At 65.4% G+C, this 4,138-nt stretch carries 4 protein-coding genes, 2 tRNA genes and 1 pseudogene; 3 read left to right on the forward strand and 4 right to left on the reverse strand.

Annotation, left to right across the window (positions count from 1 at the left end; translation table 11 throughout):
• A pseudogene (locus M7H19_RS02165) lies at nt 1-217 on the reverse strand (hypothetical protein); the annotation flags it as partial.
• A 61-nt stretch (nt 218-278) separates the two neighbouring features.
• On the opposite strand from M7H19_RS02165, the gene M7H19_RS02170 reads away from it, so the two are divergent.
• Both M7H19_RS02170 and M7H19_RS02175 read left to right on the forward strand, forming a co-directional pair.
• Entirely contained in the window at nt 279-752 is a 474-nt protein-coding gene (locus M7H19_RS02170; protein ID WP_298176431.1) for a ribose-5-phosphate isomerase, read from the forward strand.
• On the forward strand, nt 752-1,564 hold the full coding sequence (locus tag M7H19_RS02175) for a zinc finger domain-containing protein (RefSeq protein WP_298176434.1): 813 nt from the start codon (nt 752-754) through the stop codon (nt 1,562-1,564). Before M7H19_RS02170 ends, M7H19_RS02175 begins: the two co-directional genes overlap by 1 nt.
• A 14-nt stretch (nt 1,565-1,578) precedes the next feature.
• Here the strand turns inward: M7H19_RS02175 and M7H19_RS02180 are convergent, their stop codons facing one another.
• From M7H19_RS02180 to M7H19_RS02190, 3 genes are all read right to left on the reverse strand, one after another.
• Complete coding sequence (locus M7H19_RS02180) at nt 1,579-2,361, reverse strand: hypothetical protein (protein WP_298176436.1); 783 nt, start codon at nt 2,359-2,361, stop codon at nt 1,579-1,581.
• Between the two features lie 72 nt (nt 2,362-2,433).
• Complete coding sequence (locus tag M7H19_RS02185; protein WP_298176439.1) at nt 2,434-2,970, reverse strand: C40 family peptidase; 537 nt, start codon at nt 2,968-2,970, stop codon at nt 2,434-2,436.
• Nucleotides 2,971-3,396: 426 nt separating this feature from the next.
• A tRNA-Gly gene (locus M7H19_RS02190) sits at nt 3,397-3,467 on the reverse strand.
• A gap of 79 nt (nt 3,468-3,546) precedes the next feature.
• Here M7H19_RS02190 and M7H19_RS02195 point away from each other — a divergent pair.
• Nucleotides 3,547-3,620: transfer RNA gene (locus M7H19_RS02195), tRNA-Pro, on the forward strand.
• The last annotated feature ends 518 nt before the right edge of the window (nt 3,621-4,138 follow it).

Here is a 4,138-nt window from a genome sequence, read left to right on the forward strand (position 1 = left end):
CGGCGCGGGACGGCTCCGCGGTCCACGGTTCGGGGCGCACCGCCCTGCCCGTGGCGATCGCCAGGTCGACACGCGTCGAGAAGGACAGCACGTCGACGAGCACCAGCACCGCACACTCCTGCGCGAGGACCGCGAGCCCGGACTCGCCCCAGTCGAGGCGTACGTCGTGTCCGTGTTGTGCCAGAAGTCGCAAGGTCGATTCGCTCGTGGCCGTCATGGGCCCACACCTTGCCGGGTGGGCCGCCGTCGTGGCCAGCGGGGATGGCACACTTCGGCGTGTGCGTGTCTATCTGGGATCCGACCATGCCGGCTTCGAGCTGAAGAATCACCTCGTCGCCCACCTCGAGAAGCAGGGCCACGATGTCACCGACGTCGGCCCGCACGTCTACGACGCCGCGGACGACTACCCGCCGTTCTGCATCGAGACGGCGCGCAGGACCGTCGCCGACGAGGGCAGCCTGGGCATCGTCATCGGCGGTTCGGGCAACGGTGAGCAGATCGCGGCCAACAAAGTGCCCGGTGCTCGGGCCGGGCTGGCGTGGAGTGTCGAGACCGCCAAGCTCACTCGTGAGCATAACCATGCCCAGTTGATCGGTGTGGGTGCGCGTATGCACACGCTGGAGGAGGCCACGGAGATCGTCGAGGCATTCCTGATCACCCCGCCCTCCGAGGATGCCCGGCACGCGCGTCGAGTCGGGCAGATCAGCGACTACGAGCGCACCGGAACGCCTCCGGCGCTGCCGCAGAGCTGATGCCCGAAGGCCACACGCTGCATCGGTTGGCGCGCTTGCACCGACGACGTTACGTGGGCGCGCCGGTGGAGGTTTCGAGTCCTCAAGGCCGGTTCTCCGCCGAGGCCGCTGTGGTCGACGGGCACATCATGACGGCGGCCGAAGCCTTCGGCAAGCACCTGTTCCACCACTACGGTCCACACGGGATCGTCCACGTCCATCTCGGACTGTACGGAACGTTCACCGAGTACCCGCTGCCTGTCGCTGAACCCGTGGGGCAGGTACGGATGCGGTTGGTCGGTAGGACCCACTGGACCGACCTACGCGGACCCGCGCGGTGCGAACTCCTGACTCCTCCGGAGGCCGAGGCCGTGATCGGCAGGCTCGGCCCCGATCCGCTACGCGGCGACGCCGACCCCGAACGGGCTTGGGAGCGCATTTCGCGCTCTCGGGCGCCGGTGGCCGTGCTGCTGATGGATCAGTCGGTCATCGCGGGTGTGGGTAACGTCTACCGCGCCGAAGTGCTCTACCGACAGCGAATCGATCCCATGTTGCCGGGCAGGTCGCTGGCGCGCGAGCAGTGGGACGCCCTGTGGGCCGACCTGCGCCGGTTGATGCGCGAAGGCGTCCGCGTGGGCCGCATCGACACCGTCGAGCACGAACATCGGCCCGAGGTGACGGGCAGAGCTCCCCGAAACGACCGCCACGGTGGCGAGGTGTACGTCTACCGCAGGACGGGACAGCCCTGCCTGGTGTGCGGCACGCCGGTCGCGCATAAGGAACTGGCAGGCCGGAACCTGTACTGGTGTCCGACCTGCCAGCCCGCCGAATGACCTTGTCGAACGGCTTAGAAACCGAAGTCGCCGAAGTCTCCGAAGTCGCCCCCGAAGTCACCTCCGAAGTCGTCTCCGCCGCCGATGTCCTCGCCGCCACCGGCGTCACCACCGTCACCGGCGTCGCCGCCTTCCAACGCGTCCTCCTGGCCCGCGTCGTAGCCCGCTTCCCAGGCCGCGGCACTCGGGATACCGGCCATTCCGGAGAACATCGCGGAGAACAGCATCATGGAGCCGAAGCCCCAAGCGCCCGCGACGAGAGCGGGCTTCCACCACGGCTCGCTGTACCAGCCCTGAGGCACGGGACGGCCCGCGACCCGGCCACCCGGGTAGTAATGCGGTGTGTTCGCCGTGGGCTCGGGAGAGGCCTCGTAGTGCTGGCCCTCGACGTCGACCGAGCGGTGCTCGGTGACCTTGCCCGCGCGCTCCCGCTCGGGGTCGTCGGGCAGGGCGGGGCCGGGGTCGAGTCCCATGGCCGTGCGCGCGGCACGGACGTAGTAGAGGCCCTCCAGCGCGGTCTCCTTGGCGAGGCGTGCCTGTTCGACCGTCTCCGCGCGCTCCATCTCGGAGCCGGCGGCGTTGTACCGTTCGCTCGCGTCGGCCAGCGCTTGCTGTGACGCCGTGTCGGTGCCGGTGAGGTTCAGGACCTGGCCACCGAGGCGCTCCACCCACCGTCGGGCGTCTGCCTTGGCGTCCTCCAGCTGTCGTCTCTTGGCCTGTGCTTGGGATCGCACGAGATATGCCGCGCCAGCGACAACGATCAGTAGGAGCACGATCACCGTGATCGCGGTTCCCATGGGCTACTCCCCGGTTGTTGGGTTCTCTGAACCAGACAACGCGGACAATATCTCAGGTGTTCCCGGCCTTGATCACCAGGCGCGGCCCACGGTGAACGATTCGGTCCAGATGTCTTGGATGCGAACGACATCACCCGGTTCGGGAGCCGCCCACATCCGGCCTTTCCCCGCGAAGATTCCGACGTGGTAGACGTTGCCGCCTTCATGGAAGAAGAGCAGGTCGCCGGAAAGCATTTCGTTCTTCGATATCCGGGGTAGGGCTTCTCGTTGTTGCTGTGCCGTGCGCGGCAGTTCGATGCCCGCTTTCGCGTGCACGTATTGGGTGAGGCCGGAACAGTCGAACTGATCGGGACCCACTGCTCCCCAGGTATAGGGATCACCTGCTTGCTGGGCGGCTATGTCGACGATCTCCTCCCCCTTGGGGGCGACCGGTTTTTCGACATTGTCGTCCGGTGCGGGTTTGTCCTTCACCGCTGCGGTAGGAGGTTCTCCACCGCCGGCGTTCGCGTTTTGATTCATCATGGCCGAACCGGTGACCGGCGTGATCAATAAGGTTCCCGAACTGATGGCCAGAACAACCGCCAACTTTCTGAAAGTAGTCGGTGACATGCTTTTCCTCCGGGTTGATTTTCGTGTTCACGGATCTCCTCTTGGGGTTGCTGCCGCCGTTTTCGGCGACACAGAACGGTAAACACGTCCCGGCTATGTGAGGCGAATTGTGCAATGCGAAAACCCGGGGAATGGGAGGAGGGCAGGAGCTGTGTGTTTAGTGACGAAGTAGTCACTGACCAGCGGCTTCGTCGCTTTCCGCGACGGATTGAACACTAACGGTGGTGAGCTGTATCACAACAATATTGTGACCTGCCTCACGGTCCGGGTGTGGGTCTCTTCCAGGGTGAGCGTGAAGAGCGGAAGCCTTGCATCGTCGTCGCCGAGAGGCTCGACGGGGCGAGGGGGAGGCAGACTGCCACGTTCGCGCCAGGACGAGAAAACCCCGGGCTCTCCGTTGGCCGGAGGGCCCGGGGGTTGGGTCAGAGCGGGCGACGGGAATCGAACCCGCGTCACCAGTTTGGAAGACTGGGGCTCTACCATTGAGCTACGCCCGCGTGCGGCCGGATCACCCGGCTGCATAGGTAGTGTAGCGGTACCCGCTAGAGTGGTCGCACACCACCCTCGCGTGGCGGACGGGGTGTAGCGCAGTTTGGTAGCGCATTCGCTTTGGGAGCGAAGGGTCGCAGGTTCAAATCCTGTCACCCCGACTGTAGGTCTCTGGTCGGCAGTGATGCCAGCAATGGCAAAGCTGCTGATCTGAGGCTCGGCTAGCGCAGCGCTTAGTGGCGCTTCGCTTTGTCGATGGAGTGCATGTCGATGCCGCCACCGACATTCTGGCGCCTGAACCTTGGCGGTCTCTGACCGCAGAGTGGGTAAGATCACTCGGTGTTGACAACAAGAGCCCCCCACACCATCCGCTGCCACGTCGACGTCACCCGCAAGTTCCACACCTGGTGCCTTGCCTCCGTCGCATCACCCCACGTCGACGACCTCGCTGCGAGGAAGAGGGTCGCCTGAGCTGGGGTTGAGTTAGTGGTCTCTCGCCTATTCACGCGAAGGCACTCTGAATTTCGGGCCGTCTGACCCCAGGTGGTCCGATGAGGGATCCCCACTTCCTGTGGCGGATTCCCCTACTCCTTCTCGTGTTGGAGAACCGGATCGCGGTACGGGAGGCTCACGATCGGGAGTTCGGTCAGGCCGAGTTGCCGCTCGACCCGGTCCAACA

The organism is Saccharomonospora sp., from assembly GCF_027317685.1.
Lineage (GTDB): Bacteria > Actinomycetota > Actinomycetes > Mycobacteriales > Pseudonocardiaceae > Saccharomonospora.

Bases quoted from the DNA above. Each gene is read 5' to 3' on its own strand.
- M7H19_RS02175 (WP_298176434.1), top strand. From the start codon at position 752: ATGCCCGAAGGCCACACGCTGCATCGGTTGGCGCGCTTGCACCGACGA.
- M7H19_RS02180 (WP_298176436.1), bottom strand. From the start codon at position 2,361: ATGGGAACCGCGATCACGGTGATCGTGCTCCTACTGATCGTTGTCGCT.
- M7H19_RS02185 (WP_298176439.1), bottom strand. From the start codon at position 2,970: ATGTCACCGACTACTTTCAGAAAGTTGGCGGTTGTTCTGGCCATCAGT.